Annotated in this window: 13 protein-coding genes; 8 read left to right on the forward strand and 5 right to left on the reverse strand. The window is 64.2% G+C overall.

Translation table 11 applies throughout. The annotated features are described in order from the left end of the window. Positions 1-46 precede the first annotated feature (46 nt). Positions 47-2,620, reverse strand: coding sequence for an AMP-binding protein (locus ACRDNQ_RS11965; protein WP_431828875.1), 2,574 nt, complete (start codon positions 2,618-2,620; stop codon positions 47-49). Positions 2,621-3,045: 425 nt separating this feature from the next. Further along, positions 3,046-3,879: a prephenate dehydratase gene (locus ACRDNQ_RS11970; protein ID WP_431828876.1), complete on the reverse strand. Its 834-nt coding sequence runs from the start codon at positions 3,877-3,879 to the stop codon at positions 3,046-3,048. 140 nt (positions 3,880-4,019) lie between these two features. On the opposite strand from ACRDNQ_RS11970, the gene ACRDNQ_RS11975 reads away from it, so the two are divergent. From ACRDNQ_RS11975 to ACRDNQ_RS11995, 5 genes are all read left to right on the forward strand, one after another. Then, positions 4,020-4,538 carry a c-type cytochrome gene (locus tag ACRDNQ_RS11975; protein ID WP_431828877.1) on the forward strand — a complete coding sequence of 173 codons (519 nt, stop codon included), beginning with the start codon at positions 4,020-4,022 and terminating at the stop codon, positions 4,536-4,538. A gap of 189 nt (positions 4,539-4,727) precedes the next feature. Then, positions 4,728-6,668 (forward strand): extracellular solute-binding protein, encoded by a 1,941-nt coding sequence (locus ACRDNQ_RS11980; protein WP_431828878.1) that lies wholly within the window; start codon positions 4,728-4,730, stop codon positions 6,666-6,668. Between the two features lie 10 nt (positions 6,669-6,678). Next, a complete protein-coding gene (locus ACRDNQ_RS11985) occupies positions 6,679-7,770 on the forward strand; it encodes a microcin C ABC transporter permease YejB (RefSeq protein WP_431828879.1) in 1,092 nt (363 codons plus the stop codon). A 1-nt stretch (position 7,771) separates the two neighbouring features. Continuing rightward, positions 7,772-8,959, forward strand: coding sequence for an ABC transporter permease (locus ACRDNQ_RS11990; protein WP_431828880.1), 1,188 nt, complete (start codon positions 7,772-7,774; stop codon positions 8,957-8,959). Next, positions 8,956-10,557, forward strand: a complete 1,602-nt coding sequence (locus tag ACRDNQ_RS11995) for an ABC transporter ATP-binding protein (protein WP_431828881.1) — start codon at positions 8,956-8,958, stop codon at positions 10,555-10,557. The genes ACRDNQ_RS11990 and ACRDNQ_RS11995 overlap by 4 nt, the downstream gene beginning before the upstream one ends. A 21-nt stretch (positions 10,558-10,578) precedes the next feature. Here ACRDNQ_RS11995 and ACRDNQ_RS12000 read toward each other — a convergent pair whose 3' ends face one another. Both ACRDNQ_RS12000 and ACRDNQ_RS12005 read right to left on the reverse strand, forming a co-directional pair. Then, entirely contained in the window at positions 10,579-12,195 is a 1,617-nt protein-coding gene (locus tag ACRDNQ_RS12000; RefSeq protein ID WP_431828882.1) for a D-alanyl-D-alanine carboxypeptidase family protein, read from the reverse strand. Between the two features lie 241 nt (positions 12,196-12,436). Next, positions 12,437-13,141 (reverse strand): HAD family hydrolase, encoded by a 705-nt coding sequence (locus ACRDNQ_RS12005; protein WP_431828883.1) that lies wholly within the window; start codon positions 13,139-13,141, stop codon positions 12,437-12,439. Positions 13,142-13,250: 109 nt separating this feature from the next. Between ACRDNQ_RS12005 and clpS the strand changes: the two genes are divergently transcribed. Genes clpS through ACRDNQ_RS12020 form a run of 3 tightly spaced genes read left to right on the forward strand, consistent with a single transcriptional unit; the run spans position 13,251 to position 15,398 of the window. Then, positions 13,251-13,571 carry an ATP-dependent Clp protease adapter ClpS gene (gene clpS, locus ACRDNQ_RS12010; protein ID WP_431828884.1) on the forward strand — a complete coding sequence of 107 codons (321 nt, stop codon included), beginning with the start codon at positions 13,251-13,253 and terminating at the stop codon, positions 13,569-13,571. A gap of 21 nt (positions 13,572-13,592) precedes the next feature. Next, positions 13,593-14,585, forward strand: a complete 993-nt coding sequence (locus ACRDNQ_RS12015) for a class I SAM-dependent methyltransferase (protein WP_431828885.1) — start codon at positions 13,593-13,595, stop codon at positions 14,583-14,585. Positions 14,586-14,588: 3 nt separating this feature from the next. Beyond that, positions 14,589-15,398, forward strand: coding sequence for an SDR family NAD(P)-dependent oxidoreductase (locus ACRDNQ_RS12020; protein ID WP_431828886.1), 810 nt, complete (start codon positions 14,589-14,591; stop codon positions 15,396-15,398). Positions 15,399-15,422: 24 nt separating this feature from the next. Here the strand turns inward: ACRDNQ_RS12020 and ACRDNQ_RS12025 are convergent, their stop codons facing one another. Beyond that, positions 15,423-15,806 (reverse strand): hypothetical protein, encoded by a 384-nt coding sequence (locus ACRDNQ_RS12025; RefSeq protein WP_431828887.1) that lies wholly within the window; start codon positions 15,804-15,806, stop codon positions 15,423-15,425. Between the last annotated feature and the right edge of the window lie 60 nt (positions 15,807-15,866).

Below are 15,866 nucleotides of genomic sequence, written 5' to 3' on the forward strand. Positions count from 1 at the left end.
ATCTTGCACACTCATCGTGGGCAGGACGATCTGACAAGACGGCCTCTCATTCCGGTGGCCGGCTTCCTTCAGGTCGCATGTGCTGATTTCGACCTAGGATGCCCTGAATGCGTCGATTGAGCCAAGCATCGACCGGCTCGTACAGTCTCCAGACGAGGACTCCACCGACTATGGCCACAAGCCAGGACAACTGGGGATGATCTCCAAACAGCGCGCGGCTGAGTGCGGCGAACTGGAAATGAGACAGATAGATCATCAGGGATGCGCCCGCGATAAAGCGGAGCGCCATGGACACTGTCCTCGGCATGGGGATATGCGGCACCCAGATCAGCGCCAGGGCGGCGAAGACAAAGTATCCCGGCTTGATCATCTCGTAGTTTCCAAACTGCCAGACGCCGAGCAGGAGGACCGCTGAGACAATCCCTCGTTCAAGGGTCGAACTGGCTAGGCCCGCCGCAACTCCGGTCAAGAAGACCCAGGCCAGAAGATGTGGAAGTCGTCGATACAGGTGATGCGTATCGACAAGTGCATCCGACATTGCCGCCACCCCGACGGAGATTGCAGCAGCTGTCACGAAGGCGCGGAAGGGGTTCGACTGGATGGTGCGCCTGACGTCTGGAAACGAGAGCACGACCATCAATATGCAAAGTAACTGCAGATAGACCTCGATGAACCAAGCCGAGCCTTCAACTGTTGGAGAAATCCAGCTTCCAATGAAAAGAAAGGCCGGCCATTCTCCATAGCCAGTCACCGCGAGGTTCAGTAGCGTGTAGCAGAGCGTCAGAAGTGCGATTCTGATTGCCAAGACCTGTATCGCGGCAACATTTCCAACCCTGAGCACCTGCGGCAGTGTGAACATGCTGAACGAGAGTCCCGCAACCACGAAAAGCGCATATGCGCCGCCGCCCCCATAGTTCAACGCATCAAAGTGACCCGCGACGATGAGCATGATGGAAAGCGCGCGCACAAGCGTTGGTGTATCCAGCGGAACGAACCATCGAGTGACGGGCGAATGGGCATTCAGTTCGCTTATGCTCATGTTCGCCCAATTCTCGGGCAGATGACCAAGCAGCGACTCAAGTTCGAGGGAAACCGCGACGTAACTCAGGCTGTCGCCCCCAAGACTGTTGAAAGAGGCATCGGAAGACACGCGGTCGCGCGGGAAATGGGCCTGGAATACGTCAGAAACCGTGCCCCTTCGGCGGCGAAGCACTTCATTTGCCAGCGTCCGCAGAGAGAAGCGACCCTTTCTGCCCCCGTCGTCACGACCTTCAACGGTAGGTTCCCTCGCGCTCCAGAGCCCTCGAAGTTCCGAGCGCTTGATCTTCCCATTCCCCGTTCGCGGAATAGACTCCACGGAAAACACATGGAGGTTGCCACGCGGGTCGATCCCCGAACGGGCAAGTACACTCTCGGCTGCCGCTACGATCGACTTCTTCCGGTCGCGCACCTCTTCTGTCAGTGCAAGAAGTACGGTGTCGCCGCGCAAGGGATCGGGAACTGAGGCGATTGCAAATCCATCGGGACTTCCACACAGATCCGAAATGGCCCTCTCAAGATGATCGGCCGATAACTTGATGCCTCCGATGTTCATTTGGTCGTCCAGACGCCCCAGAAATGTCAGGCATCCGTCAGACAGACTTCCCCTGTCTCCGCTGTGGAGCCAGCCCTCCCGATCCTTGAGATCAATGATCTCGCCAATTTCGTCCAAAACCCCCAAGGCGACATGATCTCCACGAATGTAGATCTCATCGTTCGGTCCAATACGTACTTTTGCAGGGGACACAGCGGTTCCGACACTCTCTAGGTCAATTGACGGTTTTTCCGAGAGCGTCAAGAAAGTGGTCCGCGAAGCTTCGGTCAGCCCATAGTGTTGGACGATCCTGGCATTTGGAAACAGCTGCATCATCATGCGCTTCTCGTCGGCCGACATATGCTGACTGCCGATCTCGATCCAGCGGACAAGGCGACCCGCAGACCCGATAACGTCGGGCGACTTCAGTATAAGACGCCAGAGCGTTGGAACAGCGGAAATTGCATTGATCTCTTCCTTGTCCAGCATCGATCGAATCTGGAGAGGATCAAAGCGCTCGGGAAGGAAGAAGCGTCCACCTGCGGCGGAAACTGCACGAACCCTCCCTAGGCCGAATGAATAAGTTACAGGAACACCGACATACTCGCGCACTGATGTATCAAGTTCCATCACGCCGTTAAGGCGTTCGACGACATCAGAAATATTCAGATAACTAAGTACAATGGCTTTTGGTCGTCCCGTGGTTCCTGATGAAAACAGGATCTGCGCAGGGTCGCTTGAGCTGCAGGTAACGAAGCTTTCCTTTCCCCAGCCGCCACCTGCTTCTGGCGCCACGGATCGCTCGGCGACAAGCCCGGGATATTCGTGAAGGTCCAGGCCGGGGCGCACAATCGCAATTGGTTCGTGTGCCCGAAAGCACTCAAAGACGTGACGAACGAATTCGATGGAATTATTGGCGGAAATTGCCGTGACCGCCAGTAAGGCTGGAGATCTTGAAATGCTGATACCCTGAGCGTCCGCCACGCTGTTGGGCATTGTGCCGTCCGCGGTTTCCTTATCCGCGTCGTCCTGCCGGGTGCTTGTCATTCCGCCTCGGTATGCTGAACCGACATTCCCCAATTGAGATGCCGCTTTGGGGCAAGGTCGGCGGATAACGCCCCATGGTCAAGAGCTATGCCGGCCAGGCTCGGCCCGCGTTCGCTGGATGCTGGCGAACGGGGAGACTTGGCCGCAAGTCCTAACGATTGGTGGTCTGGCAGGGCCGTTTCGGCACGGGGGCAAGTTTGTCCTGCCGCTTTCGGAGAGGATCGATGCCGCATATATGCTGGTGGCGCGCGCAGTCTGCAGATTACGGGCAGATAGCGCGCTGATGCCGTTGCGTTCTGCGTATGCCGCAGATTGCGCGGCGCGCTCTGTCGGAACGACTGCGTCCTATAGCGCCCATCGTCAAGCGCCAGCAGTCTTTCGACCCGCCTGACGTCTGTTCGGAACCACGGGCCCCCCGGCGCGCTTCAGTGCCGCTCGATATCCGCGGGATAGACGCCCAGGATCTTCATTTCGCTGGTGAAGTAGTCGAGCTCTTCAAGCGCGAGCTGCACGTTGCGGTCCTCGGGGTGGCCCTCGATGTCGGCGTAGAACTGTGTCGCGGTGAACTGGCCGTCGACCATGTAGCTTTCAAGCTTGGTCATGTTGACGCCGTTCGTCGCGAACCCGCCCATCGCCTTGTAAAGCGCGGCCGGAATGTTGCGGACCCGGAAGACGAACGAGGTGATCATGCCGTGCTCGCCCCGGCGGCTGTAATCGGGCGTGGGCGACATGACGAGGAAGCGCGTGGTGTTGTGGTCGTTGTCCTCGATCCGGGGGGCGAGGATGTCGAGCCCATAGACCTCGGCCGCCATCTCGGACGCGAGCGCGCCCATTGTGGGATCGCCCGCCTCGGCCACGTCGCGGGCGGCGCGGGCGTTGTCGGTGCTGACCCGCCCCTCGATCCCGTGGGCCCGCAGGAAGGTCGCGCATTGCGGCAGAAGGACAAGGTGCGAATAGGCGGCGCGGATCTCTGCAAGTGTCGATCCCGGCACGCCCAGAAGGTTGATATGCACCCGCACGAAGGCCTCGCCCACGATGTGCAGCCCGCTTTCAGGCAGAAGCCGGTGGATGTCGGCCACCCGACCATAGGTCGTATTCTCGACCGGAAGCATGGCCAGATCCGCAGCGCCCGTGCGCACCGCCTCGATCACGTCCTCGAAGGTCCGGCAGGGCATCACCTCCATCTCGGGATGGGTCTGGTGGCAGGCCTGGTGGGAATAGGCCCCCAGCTCTCCCTGGAAGGCGATGCGTCCGGACATGGGAAGTGGTCTTTTTTGCTTGTGGTTCCTGACAGGACGGCCGGGTCTGCGGCGGTCGTTTGGTCGCGCCTGATATCCCTTGAACGTCCCCGAGTGAAGCGGATACATAGCCCGCAAACTTGAATGGGACGGAACGCGACATGTTCGACACTATGACCATCACCAAGGCCGTCGCCTCGGTCTGCGGCGCGCTTTTGGTGTTTCTCATGGGCGCTTGGCTTGCGGAAACACTCTATCACACCGGCGGGCACGGCAAGGATGCCGAACAGGCTTACGTCATCCCGACGGGCGAAGACGACGCCGCCGAGGAAGAGGTTGTCGAGGAAGTCCCCTTCGCAGAGCTCTTCGCCGCCGCCGATCCCGCGGCGGGCGAGCGTCTGTTCCGGGCTTGCGCGGCCTGCCACAAACTCGAGCAGGGCGCGAATGGCACCGGTCCCTACCTGTGGGGCGTCGTGGGACGGCCGAAGCATGCCGCGGAAGGCTTCGGCTATTCTTCGGCCATGATGGAACAGGAGGGCGAATGGTCGCCCGAGAACCTCGACGCCTTCCTCGAGAATCCGAAGGGCTACACGCCGGGCACCGCGATGAGCTACAATGGCATGCGCGACGCCGGGGACCGGGCGAACCTGATCGCCTATCTGGCGACCTTCGGCGGCTGAACCATCCGCTTTCCGCATCTCCGACGGCCGTTCGCCCGCGCGAGCGGCCGTTTGCCTGTGCGGGCGATTGGGCCGAGTTCACCGTCGTTCACGGATAATCGACTTGAACATTCGTCTTTGCGAAAAATAACCTAGATGCCTAGTGGTAGGCTTGCGAAACGCCACCGCATCCGACGGAGTTGAACGCCCATGCCGCATCGCCCCGCCCGCGCCATCGCGACCAGTCGCCGCCTGTCCGAGGATGCCCGCCGACGATCCTTCATCCTGTCGCTGGGGTCGTTGATCGTGATGATGTGGGGCGCGGCCGCCGCCTTCGCCCAGACGGAAGGCGCCGCGACCGACGCGCCCGTGATCGTGAGCCACGGCTATTCGAACTTCGGAGCGCTGAAGTACGGCCCGGGCGAGGCCTTCGCCTACGTCAATGCGGACGCGCCGAAGGGCGGAGAGGTCAGTCTCTGGGCGCAGGGCGGATTCGACAGCTTCAACATCTATACCCGGAAGGGCGTTCCGGCCGCGTCGACGGACCTGATGTACGAGAACCTCATGATCTCGGCCGCCGACGATCCCTATGGACTATACTGCTATCTCTGCACCACGGTCGAATATCCCGAAAGCCTCGACTGGGTCGTCGTGAACCTGCGCGACGACGTGACCTTCTCGGACGGCACCCCGATGACCGCCGAGGACCTGAAGTTCACCATCGACCTCTTCCTCGAGCAGGGGATCGCCGAGTTTCGCAACGTGATCGAAGGCTACTTCACCTCGATCGAGGTCACTGGCCCCCATCAGATCCGCTTCGAGTTCAACGAAGAGGCCCCCAAGCGCGACCGGATGGGGCTTGTGGGTCTTTGGAACCCGTTTTCGAAGGCCTGGTTCGAGGAAACCGGCGCGCGGCTTGACGACAGCTCGAACGTGCCGTTCCTCGGGACCGGCCCCTACGTGCTGGACAAGGCCGATTTCGGCCGCAGCATCGTCTATGCCAAGGACCCCGACTGGTGGGGCGCCGACCTGCCGATCAACATCGGCCGGTTCAACTTCGACCGGGTCCGCATCGAATACTTCGCCGACAGCGCCGCCGCCTTCGAGGCGTTCAAGGCCGGCGAATACACGATGCGCATCGAAGGCAGTTCCAAGGAGTGGGCCACGTCCTATGGCTTTCCGGCGGTGACCAACGGGTACGTCAAGGTCGCGACGCTGCCCGATGGCAACATCGGCACGGCCCAGGGCTTTGTCTTCAACCTCAAGCGCGACACCTGGCAGGACCCGCGCGTGCGCGATGCGGTGCGGATGCTATTCAACTTCGAATGGGCGAACGACACGCTCTTCTATGGCCTTTACGAGCGCTCGTTCTCGTTCTGGGGCGGATCGGACCTTGCCGCCGAGGGCGTACCCGAAGGGCCCGAGCGCGCGGTGCTCGAGCCGCTGGTGGCCGAGGGTCTGCTGCCCGAGACCATCCTGACGGACCCCGCGGTCCTGCCGCCCGTGAACGAGGCGGGCCAGAACCTGCCGCCGCGCCGCGTCCTGCGCGAGGCCTCGGCCCTGCTTGCCGAAGCCGGGTGGACCCCAGGCGCCGACGGACTTCTGCGCAACGCAGAGGGCAAGACGCTTGACGCGGTCTTCCTGCAGTTCAACCCATCCTTCGACCGGATCGTGAACCCCTACATCGAAAACCTCCGCCAGATCGGGATCAACGCCAAGCTCGACCGCGTCGACAACGCGCAATACGTCGAACGCCGCCGTACCGGCGACTGGGACCTCGTGAACCATTCGCCCGGACAGGATTTCGAGCCGAGCATCGGTCTGAAGCAATGGTTCGGCAGCGAAACAGCCGAAGACAGCTCGCGCAACATCATGGCGCTGCGGGACCCGGCGGTCGATCGTCTGATCGACGAGGTGATCGCCGCCCAGACGCTGGACGACCTTAAGCCGCGGGTGCGCGCGCTTGACCGGGTGCTGCGCGCGCAGGGCTTCTGGGTCCCGCAGTGGGAAAAGGCCGAACACTGGGTCGCCTACTGGGACATGTACGGCCATCCCGATCCGCTGCCGCCGCTGGCGCTTGGAACGCTCGACTTCTGGTGGCACGACGCCGCCGGCGCCGAGCGGCTGCGCGCCGCTGGCGCGCTGAAGTAAGGGCGGGGTCTTGGGCGCCTATATCCTTCGACGTCTGCTGCTGGTCATCCCGACGCTGTTCGGGATCATGGTGATCAACTTCACCCTGACGCAGTTCGTCCCCGGCGGCCCGATCGAGCAGATCATCGCCCGGATCGAGGGTGGCGGCGACGTGTTCGAAGGGATCTCGGGCGGGTCGTCCGAGATGCTCCAGCAGGGTGGTGGCGGGGGCGGCGACGAGCGCTATGTCGGCGCACGCGGTCTGCCGCCCGAGTTCATCGCCGAGCTCGAACGCGAATTCGGCTTCGACAAGCCGCCGGTCGAGCGTTTCCTGAACATGATGTGGAACTACCTCCGCTTCGATTTCGGCGAAAGCTACTTCCGCTCGATCAGCGTCGTGGACCTGGTGCTCGAGAAGATGCCTGTCTCGATCACGCTTGGCCTGTGGTCGACGCTCATCGCTTATGTCGTGTCGATCCCGCTGGGCATCCGGAAGGCGGTGCGTGACGGCACGTCCTTCGACACCTGGACGAGCGGCCTGATCATCGTGGCCTACGCGATCCCCGGCTTTCTCTTCGCGATCCTGTTGCTTGTCCTGTTCGCCGGCGGCTCGTACCTCCAGTGGTTCCCGTTGCGGGGCCTGACGTCGGACAACTGGGACCAGCTTTCGCTGTTCGGCAAGATCGTCGACTACTTCTGGCACATCGCGCTGCCGGTGTTCGCCTCGACCATAGCGGCCTTCGCGACGCTGACGCTTCTGACGAAGAACTCGTTTCTCGACGAGATCAAGAAGCAGTACGTCATCACCGCCAAGGCCAAGGGCCTGACCGAGGCCCGCGTGCTGTACGGCCACGTCTTCCGCAATGCCATGCTGATCGTGATCGCGGGCTTTCCGGCCGTCTTCATCGGCGTCTTCTTCGGCGGCAGCCTGATCATCGAGACCATCTTCTCGCTTGACGGGCTGGGGCGTCTGGGGTTCGAGGCCGCCGTCGCCCGTGACTATCCGGTGATCTTCGGGACGCTGTTCTTCTTCGGCCTGATCGGTCTGGTGGTGGGGATCCTGTCGGACCTGATGTATGTCCTGATCGATCCCCGGATCGATTTCGGAACGCGGGAAAGCTGAGATGCCCGTCGCCGAACCGCTTGCCCCCGCGCCCGAACCCGGGCCGCAGCCCGAAGCCTCGCCGCCGCCGGCGCGCCCGCGCGGGTGGCTCTCGCCTCTCAACCAGCGGCGCTGGACCAACTTCAAGCGAAACCGCCGCGCGCTGTGGTCCTTGTGGATCTTCGGGATCCTGTTCGGACTGTCGCTCCTTGCCGAGTTCATCGCCAACGACAAGCCGATCCTGGTCGGCTTCCAGGGCGAACTGCACATGCCGATCTTCCGCTTCTACCCCGAAACGGCCTTCGGCGGCGATTTCCGGACCGAGGCGGTCTACAAGGACATCGAGGTGCAGTGCCTCATCGTTTCGGGCGGCCTCGAGGCGTGTTTCGACGACCCCGAGGGCATCCTGGCGCAGGCCAAGACCGGCGTGGTTAACGGCGAAACGATCCAGAAGGGCTGGATGATCTGGCCGCCGATCCCGTTCAGCTATGACACGATCAACGATATCGGCGGCGCGGCCCCCAGCCCGCCCGACGGGGTGCACCTGCTGGGCACCGACGACACCGCGCGGGACGTGGCCGCCCGCGTGATCTACGGCTTCCGCCTGTCGATCCTTTTCACGCTGATCGTCACCGTCATCGCCTCGACCATCGGGATCGTTGCAGGTGCCGTGCAGGGCTATTTCGGTGGCTGGATCGACCTGACCTTCCAGCGCATCATCGAGATCTGGGTGTCGACGCCGTCGCTTTACATCATCATCATCATGTTCGCGATCCTGGGCCGAAGTTTCTGGCTGCTGGTCTTTCTCACCGCGCTCTTTGGCTGGCCGGCGCTTGTCGGCGTGGTGCGGGCCGAGTTCCTGCGCGCGCGGAACTTCGAATATGTCCGCGCGGCCCGGGCGCTTGGGGTGTCGAACGGCACGATCATGTTCCGCCACATGCTGCCCAACGCGATGGTGGCGACGCTGACCATGCTGCCTTTCATCATCACCGGCACGATCGGCACGCTTGCCAGCCTTGACTTCCTGGGCTTCGGGCTGCCGTCGTCGGCGCCCTCGCTGGGCGAACTTACGCTTCAGGCCAAGCAGAACCTGCAGGCGCCCTGGCTTGCCTTCACCGCCTTCTTCACCTTCGCGATCATGCTGTCGCTTCTTGTCTTCATCTTCGAGGGCGTGCGCGACGCCTTCGATCCCAGAAAGACCTTCCGATGAGCGATCCGGTCCTGAAGGTCGAGAACCTGACCGTGTCCTTCCGCCAGGACGGGGCCACGACGCAGGCCGTTCGCGGCGTCTCGTTCGAGGTGGGCCGGGGCGAGACCGTCGCCCTTGTGGGCGAATCCGGGTCGGGCAAATCCGTCACGGCGCTGTCGACCGTGGCGCTTCTGCCCGACAGCGCGACGATCGGCGGATCGGTCCGATACGCAGGCGAAGAGATGGTGGGCGCCACCGAGGCGCGCCTCCGCGCGATCCGCGGCAATCAGATCAGCTTCATCTTCCAGGAGCCGATGACCTCGCTCAACCCGCTGCACACGCTGGAACGGCAGATCGGCGAAGTGCTGTCGATCCACCAGGGCCTGAGCGGACAGGCCGCGCGCGCCCGCACCATCGAGCTTCTGTCCAAGGTCGGCATCCCCGACCCAGAGGTGCGGTTGAACAGCTACCCCCACCAGTTGTCGGGCGGCCAGCGCCAGCGTGTCATGATCGCCATGGCACTGGCCAACAACCCCGAGGTCCTGATCGCGGACGAGCCCACCACCGCGCTCGACGTCACGATCCAGGCGCAGATCCTGGAACTTCTGGCCGATCTCAAGCGCGACGCCGGGCTGTCGATGCTGTTCATCACCCACGACCTTGGCATCGTGCGCCGCTTCGCCGACCGGGTCTGCGTGATGAAGGACGGCGAGATCGTCGAACATGGCACGGTGGCCGAGATCTTTGATGCCCCGCAGCATCCCTATACGCAGATGCTTCTGTCGGCGGAATCGACCGGCGCGCCCGATCCGGTGCCCGCCGACAGCCCCGTCATCGCCCAGACGCGCGACCTGCGCATCTGGTTCCCGATCCAGCGCGGGTTCCTGCGCCGCACGGTCGGGCACATCAAGGCCGTCAATGCCGCCACGCTGAGCGTCCGCGCGGGCGAGACCTTGGGAATCGTTGGCGAAAGCGGTTCGGGCAAGACAACGCTGGCCTTGGCGATCATGCGTCTGATCGCCTCCGAAGGGCCGGTGATCTTTCTGGGCGACGACATCCAGGGCTGGAAGTCGGGTCGCATGCGCCCGCTGCGGCGTGACATGCAGATCGTCTTCCAGGACCCCTATGGCAGCCTCAGCCCCCGCATGACGGTGGCCGAGATCATCGCCGAAGGTCTGACCGTTCATGGCAGCGAACCGGGGCGGAACCGAGCCGACCTCGTCGCCGAGATCATGGGCGAGGTGGGGCTGGACCCGGCCACGATGCACCGCTATCCGCACGAGTTTTCCGGCGGGCAGCGCCAGCGCATCGCGATCGCCCGGGCGATGATCCTGCGCCCGAAGCTGGTCGTCCTCGATGAGCCGACCTCGGCGCTGGACATGACGGTGCAGGTGCAGATTGTGGGCCTTCTGCGCGAATTGCAGCGCAAGCATGGGCTGGCCTATCTGTTCATCAGCCATGACCTTCGAGTCGTCCGGGCGCTGTCGCACCGGGTGATGGTGATGAAGGACGGCGACGTGGTCGAGGACGGCACCGTGGCCGAGATCTTCGGCGCCCCCAAGACCGCCTATACCCGTGCGCTGATGGCGGCGGCCTTCGACGTCAAGGCGGTGGGCTAGGGGGCCTTCGGCCCGCGGATGTCACGAGTCGCTTGGCCCCAGTGTCTGGCACTCCACGCTGCGCGCGATCAGGCGCCGGCACGCCAGCGCCGCCTGCTCCTCGGTCATGCCGACGAAGTTCGCGTCATACCCGCCGCGCGCCTGCACGACCTTGCGCAGCGCCTGTTCCAGGGTGCTGAGTTCGACCAGCGCGGTCTGAAGAAGCATCCGCTCGGCCTGGTTGCGGTTGCCGAAGTGGCCCACGTTGATCCCCCAGTGCCGCCCGCCCGATGTGGACATGCGCGTCACGACCTCGGGTCCCTTGGGCGCGACCGTCGGCGGCACGGCGAGGCGAAGCTCGCTGGGACGCGGAAGCGGCGTCACCACGGCCGAGGCCGGAAGAAGCCGCGCCACCTCGACGTCCGGTTCCGGCCCGTCCTCGCCCTCGGCCATGGCCGGCGTAATGTCGGTGACCTCGTCCTCGCCCATCGGAAGGTCCTGAAGCGTCTCGGCCAGCGCAAGCTCGACGGCCACGTCCGCCGCCTGGGCGTCAGAGGGTTCGATGTCGGCCTCGGCGATCAGGTCCTCGGGCCGCGCCGCGGGCGTGACGGTCGCAAGGGCAGGGTCCTCGGGCGCTTCCGGCGGCGCAGCTTCGGCCGCGACGACGCCGGTGACCCCGGCCAGCGCGTTGTCGACCTCTTCCTGCATGGCAAGCAGGATCTCGTCCGCCGGTGCGGCCTGGTCGGGCCGTGGCAGCGGGCGCATGCTGCGCGACACGGCGCCGACCACCCGAAGGGTCTTTTCGGTCGTCGTCGTCGGCGGCGTGCCTGCGTCGGCGACCGCCACCGGGGCGCGGTCGCTGGGGTCGTAGCGTGGCTTGGCGGGACGGTTCACGGCGACGCGCGTCGGCGCCTTGCGGAAGCCCAGATCCAGAAGCTCGGCCACCTTGGCATTCCGCGCCGCGGTCGAGGTGCCGCCGAAAACCGTGGCGATGATCCGTTCGCCGCCGCGTTCGGCCGAGGCGACAAGGTTGAAGCCTGCGGCATTGGTGAAGCCCGTCTTGATCCCGTCTGCGCCGCGGTAGCTTGTCAGAAAGCGGCGGTTGGTGTTCGCCACCTCTTTCCCCCCCGCGTCGGTCGTGATGCGCGAGAAGATGTTGTAGTACTCGGGGTAGTCATAGAAGACATGGCGACCGAGGATGGTCATGTCGCGCGCGGTGGACAGGTGGCCCGCCTCTGTCAGCCCATGGGCGTTCTTGAAGGTCGTGCGCGTCATCCCCATCGCCTGTGCGGTGCGCGTCATGCGCCGAGCGAAGGCGGCTTCCGACCCCGAGATCGCCTCGCCGATGGCGGTGGCCGCGTCGTTGGCCGACTTGATTGCTGCCGCCCGGATCAGGTAGCGCAGCTTGATCTTCTGGCCGGCCCGAAGACCCAGTTTCGACGGCGGTTCGGACGCCGCCTTCTGCGAGATGGTCACAACGGTATCAAGCGAGAGTTCGCCGTTTTCCACCGCCTGGAAGGCAATGTAGAGCGTCATCATCTTGGTCAGCGAGGCCGGGTGAAGCCGGGTGTCGGCATTCGTCGACTGAAGCACCTCGCCCGAGCGCGCGTCGATCACCATGGAAGCGAAGGGGGCCGCGAAGCCTGTCGCGGGCGCCATCCAGATGACAAAGATAATCGCCGGAAACAGCCCGGTTCGGGCCCACTGCCGAAGAGTTCCCACGCGTCCTGCCTTTCACTGCCTCACGCGACCGGATCTGCTGCCCGGTTCGCTGATTTGCATCACTCTAGCATGAAGGCCGGCCCCGGAAAACACCCTTGATTCAAGAACTTCGGTGCGTGTCTTGATGTCTTCATCCCATATCTTGTGGTCTTTGTTGCTGCAGCCACAACATGCATTGTCATCCAATCTCCTCGACCAGCGGCGTCAATTCCCCCAGGGCCTCGATCTCGCGATAGCGCGCGTGGCCGACCGGTGCCGCGTCATGTTCCAGTTCCCAGGTCAGGTCGTGCGGGACATGGACGCCCCAGCTTCCGACCGACAGCGCGGGCAGAACATCCGATTTCATCGAGTTTCCGACCATCATCGCGCGTTCCGGCCCGTCGCCGGTGCGCACGAAGACCTCGGCATAGACCGCCGGCGTCTTGTGCGACACGATCTCGACCCCCGAAAAAAGCTCGCCCAGACCCGATTGCGCCAGTTTGCGTTCCTGATCCAGAAGGTCGCCCTTGGTGATCAGGACAAGTCGATGGCTGCCCGCAAGTGCCTCGACGGCCTCGCGCGCCTGCGGCAAAAGCTCGATCGGATGGGACAGCATGTCCTGTCCCGCTTCGATCAGGTCGCGGATCACCGAGGCCGGCACCCGTGCGTCCGTGACCTCGATCGCTGTCTCGATCATCGACAGCACGAAGCCCTTGATGCCGAACCCGTAGTGCCCAAGGTTTCGGCGCTCGGCGGCAAGCAGGCGCTCGGACAGGGGCCCGGGCTCGGCGAAATCGGCAAGCAGATTGGCGAAGCGTTCCTGCGTCATGCGGAAGAACTGCTCGTTTTGCCAAAGCGTGTCGTCGGCATCGAATCCGATGGTCGTAAGCCGTCTTTCCGCCATTTCCCCGATGTTCCCCTTTTCACCAAAGACGCACAGATTATATTGTGGCCGCAACCCGGTCGACAGAGTGGTGCAGCCGATTTCCGTGCGTAGGTCTCAGCCCATAGTCATGGCAGACAAGGACGAACCAGGTGGTCCGTCCAGCGTCGTGCTGACCGAAACGAAGACGCGCACCCAGCGTCCGCCTCTTTATAAGGTGATGCTGCTAAACGACGACTACACGCCCATGGAGTTCGTCGTTCATGTGCTCGAGCGGTTCTTCGGCATGAGCCACGCCCAGGCGTTCGAGCTGATGCTGACGGTGCACAAGAAGGGGCTCGCCGTGGTCGGCGTCTTTTCCTACGAGGTGGCCGAGACAAAGGTGGGGCAGGTGATGGACTTCGCGCGCCGTCACCAGCATCCGCTGCAATGCACCATGGAAAAGGAATAGGCGCGCGGCGCCGACCCTGACATGGCCTCGCGTCTTTCCCTTGCCCTCGACACCGGGCTTCTGCGCCTGCCGGACGAGGGGCGCATCGCCGTCTTCGGCGGCGAGGTGGGCGACACGCTTGATGCGCTTCCGCGGGACCGCACGGATGTCATCCAGACCGATTTCCCGCGCCATCAGGCCCTGCTCAGGGCGGGTTGGCATGCCTTGACCGCACCGGCCCCCTCTGCCAGCGGCCCCCATGCCGCAGCCCTCGTCATCGTGCCGCGATCGAAGGACGCCGCCCACGCGCGGATCGCCGCCGCCCGTGCGTTGACCGACGGCCCCATCATCGTCGACGGACAGAAGACCGACGGGGTCGAGCCGTTGTTGCGCGCGCTGCGCGGCCGTGCCCGCGTGTCTGACGCGCTGTCGAAAGCGCATGGCAAGCTTTTCGTGGTCGAGGGCGGGGAATTCGCCGACTGGGCGTCCCGCCCGCTGGAAGTTGACGGCATGGTCACCCGGCCGGGCGTCTTTTCCGCCGATCACGTCGACCCGGGATCGGCGTTGCTTGCCGCGGCCCTTCCGGGCGCGCTTTCGGGCCGCGTGGCCGATCTTGGCGCGGGCTGGGGATGGCTTGCGCGCGCCATCCTCGCCGTACCGAAGGTGACCGAGGTTCACCTGGTCGAGGCCGACGCCGTGGCGCTGGACTGTGCGCGGGAAAGCCTTGCGGACCCGCGGGCACGGTTTCACTGGGACGATGTCACCACCTTCCGTCCCCACACCCCTTTCGACGCCGTGGTGACGAACCCGCCGTTCCACGACGGCCGCAAGGGCGCGCCCGACATCGGCCGCGCCTTCATCCGCGCGGCGGCCGGGATGCTCCAACGTCATGGGACACTCTGGCTTGTCGCGAACCGCCATCTGCCCTACGAGGCCACCCTCGCCGAGGCTTTCGCCGAGGTGCAGGACGTCGGCGGCGATGCGCGCTACAAACTCTTCCGGGCCGCGCGACCGCGCACAGCAAGACGAGGCTGAAGCATGACCTTTTCGATCGAAGGCAAGACCGCGGTCGTGACCGGCGCGGGCAGCGGCGTGGGCCTTGCCATCGCCCGGCATTTTCTTGACCGCGGTGCGAACGTGATGTTCGTCGATCCCGATGAAGACGCCCTCGAGCGCGAGATCTCGGCCATTGGCAGCGATGTCGAGCGCGCCCGGTCGTTCGCCGGCGACTTGCGCGAGAAGCTTGCGGTGGCGAACCTCCTGTCCGCGACGCTGGACAGCTTCGACCGGGTCGACATCCTTGTGAACGGCTATCGCCGCATGGAACCGTCCGACCCGATGAACGCCGACGACGACGGCGTTCTCGACCTTCTCACACAGAATCTCGTGACGGCGCTGAGGATCACCCAGGTCTTCGGCCGCCGCATGATCCGGCAGGCGGAAGAGGCGAGTGACCCCGAAGCCCCCGCCGGGTCGATCATCAACCTGTCATCGATCGCCGCGCGCCGCACCCAACCCGAGCTTCTGGCCTATTCGGTGTCCTCGGCCGCGCTTGACCAGATGACCCGGTCGATGGCGGTGGCGCTTGCACCGCACCGGATCCGCGTCAACGCCATCGCGCTGGGTTCCGTCATGAGCGCCTCGCTTCAGGGCGTGCTGCGCGACCATGACGAGTTTCGCGACGAGATCATCGAATCGACCCCCCTCGGCCGGATCGCGGGCGCCGACGAACTGGCCGAGGTGGCGCAGTTCCTCGCCTCGGAAGGCGCGGCCTTCATGACGGGACAGATCCTGACGGTGGATGGCGGGCGCACCCTTGTCGATGCCGTGCACGTGCCGGCGCACTGACGCTTGCAGGGTCGCGCCTGGTCGTCAGGCCCCGAACTGCGCCTCGCAGGCGGCAAGGGCGCGCTGTGTCCGTTCGACCGCCTCGCTGCGGGAACGTTCAAGCCCGGCAAGCTTGCGACGCTCGGCCTCGAGGTCGATGGCCACGGCCTGTTCGCGGGTGCGCACCGTGTTGTTCGAACAGAAGCTGACCCCGGTGTTGGTGCCCCAGTTGCCGAAACAGTAGGAAAAGCCCACGTTCGGCACGATCACCTCTTCGACGGCATAGCCGCGCGAGATGTTCTGCCGCGACTCGAGGATCAGCGTGTCGAGCACGCGCAAATCCTGCGTGGCCGCCGCGACACATTGCTCTTTCGGCGTCGCGCAGGCCGCAAGCGGCAGCAGGAGAAGGGCCAGATACTTGCGTCTCATGTCAGGCACGATAAACCCGCATGTATAAGGCGCAAGTGCCAGATGCGCGCGGGTCAGGGC

The sequence above is a fragment of the Saliniferula longa genome, from assembly GCF_050789285.1.
Taxonomy (GTDB): domain Bacteria; phylum Pseudomonadota; class Alphaproteobacteria; order Rhodobacterales; family Rhodobacteraceae; genus CAVPWP01.

Coding starts and splice junctions, on each gene's coding strand:
- ACRDNQ_RS12020 (WP_431828886.1), top strand. CDS start 14,589: ATGACCTTTTCGATCGAAGGCAAGACCGCGGTCGTGACCGGCGCGGGC.
- ACRDNQ_RS12005 (WP_431828883.1), bottom strand. CDS start 13,141: ATGGCGGAAAGACGGCTTACGACCATCGGATTCGATGCCGACGACACG.
- ACRDNQ_RS11980 (WP_431828878.1), top strand. CDS start 4,728: ATGCCGCATCGCCCCGCCCGCGCCATCGCGACCAGTCGCCGCCTGTCC.
- ACRDNQ_RS12000 (WP_431828882.1), bottom strand. CDS start 12,195: ATGGCGCCCGCGACAGGCTTCGCGGCCCCCTTCGCTTCCATGGTGATC.
- clpS (WP_431828884.1), top strand. CDS start 13,251: ATGGCAGACAAGGACGAACCAGGTGGTCCGTCCAGCGTCGTGCTGACC.
- ACRDNQ_RS11975 (WP_431828877.1), top strand. CDS start 4,020: ATGTTCGACACTATGACCATCACCAAGGCCGTCGCCTCGGTCTGCGGC.
- ACRDNQ_RS12025 (WP_431828887.1), bottom strand. CDS start 15,806: ATGAGACGCAAGTATCTGGCCCTTCTCCTGCTGCCGCTTGCGGCCTGC.
- ACRDNQ_RS11995 (WP_431828881.1), top strand. CDS start 8,956: ATGAGCGATCCGGTCCTGAAGGTCGAGAACCTGACCGTGTCCTTCCGC.
- ACRDNQ_RS11990 (WP_431828880.1), top strand. CDS start 7,772: ATGCCCGTCGCCGAACCGCTTGCCCCCGCGCCCGAACCCGGGCCGCAG.
- ACRDNQ_RS11970 (WP_431828876.1), bottom strand. CDS start 3,879: ATGTCCGGACGCATCGCCTTCCAGGGAGAGCTGGGGGCCTATTCCCAC.
- ACRDNQ_RS12015 (WP_431828885.1), top strand. CDS start 13,593: ATGGCCTCGCGTCTTTCCCTTGCCCTCGACACCGGGCTTCTGCGCCTG.
- ACRDNQ_RS11965 (WP_431828875.1), bottom strand. CDS start 2,620: ATGACAAGCACCCGGCAGGACGACGCGGATAAGGAAACCGCGGACGGC.